We start from the raw sequence: 1,101 nt of genomic DNA, 5'->3' as shown, positions 1-1,101 counted from the left end.
AGTTGCCTACGGGTCACGACCACAGTCCTACCGGATCCCACTCCGCGAAGAGTGAAGAACTCAGAAGCTGATCACGACATCACACAGGCCCTAGGGGGGTTGGAATGACTTCCAACCGCAAGCGTGCCGCCTGGACCGGCGCGCTCGTCGCCGCCGCCGTCTCGGCCGGCGTGCTCGTCTCCCCGGTGGCCCAGGCCGCCGGCGGCAAGACCGACAACTCGACCGCCGTCAAGGTCCCGGTCAAGAAGCCACAGGGGGGTGTCCCGGCCAAGGCGGCCGCTGCAAAGAACCAGCAGCGCGCGACCGCCCTCGCCGCGACGGCCGGCGCCGTCTCGCTGCGGCCGGGCGACGTGCTCGCGTCGAACGAGTACATCGAGACCGAGAACGGCTACCTGTTCATGCAGCCGGACGGCAACCTCGTCCTGGACCACAAGGCCGGTGCCGAGCTGTGGGCGTCGGGCTCGTACGGCAACACGGGCGCGTACGCGGTCTTCCAGAGCGACGGCAACTTCGTCATCTACAAGAAGGACGGCGGCGAGGGCAAGGGCGGCGCCCTGTGGAGCTCCGGCACCTGGGGCAACCCGAACGGCCACCTGGACTTCCAGGACGATGCCAATCTCGTCGTCTACCGCGCGGACAACTCCGCCAGCTGGTCGACCAAGACGTGGAAAGTCGGCAACAACACCCTGACCGGTGGCCAGAACCTGGAGCGCGGCACCTGGATGTCGGCCGCCAACTCCATCCTGGCCCAGGACAACCGTGGCTACTTCGCGGTCTTCTACCGCGGCAAGGACTACGGCCGGGGCTTCTGGAACTACAGCCCCGGCGCCTACACCCGGATGCAGAACGACGGCAACCTCGTCACGTACAAGAAGGACGGCGGCGAGGGCAAGGGCGGCGCGGTCTGGAGCACCAAGACGTGGGGCCAGAACGGCGCCTACCTCTCCTTCGGGGCCTACGACTCCACCCTCCTGCTCCACAAGTCCAACGGCGAGGTCCTCATTGACTTCCAGACCGGCGACAACCAGCAGTAGATCCGTACTGGCCGGGCCCACCGGCTGATCGGCTGAACGCTTGAACCCCCGGCCCGGGGAGCTTCGC

At 67.4% G+C, this 1,101-nt stretch carries 1 protein-coding gene; it reads left to right on the top strand.

Annotated elements, in window-relative coordinates:
• Positions 1-104 precede the first annotated feature (104 nt).
• Entirely contained in the window at positions 105-1,034 is a 930-nt protein-coding gene (locus tag ACWGH1_RS35160) for a hypothetical protein (RefSeq protein WP_453351757.1), read from the top strand.
• Positions 1,035-1,101 lie beyond the last annotated feature (67 nt).

The organism is Streptomyces sp. NPDC054883 (assembly GCF_053610645.1).
This window is presented reverse-complemented; position numbering and strand designations above follow the sequence as displayed.

Bases quoted from the DNA above. Each gene is read 5' to 3' on its own strand.
- ACWGH1_RS35160 (WP_453351757.1), top strand. From the start codon at position 105: ATGACTTCCAACCGCAAGCGTGCCGCCTGGACCGGCGCGCTCGTCGCC.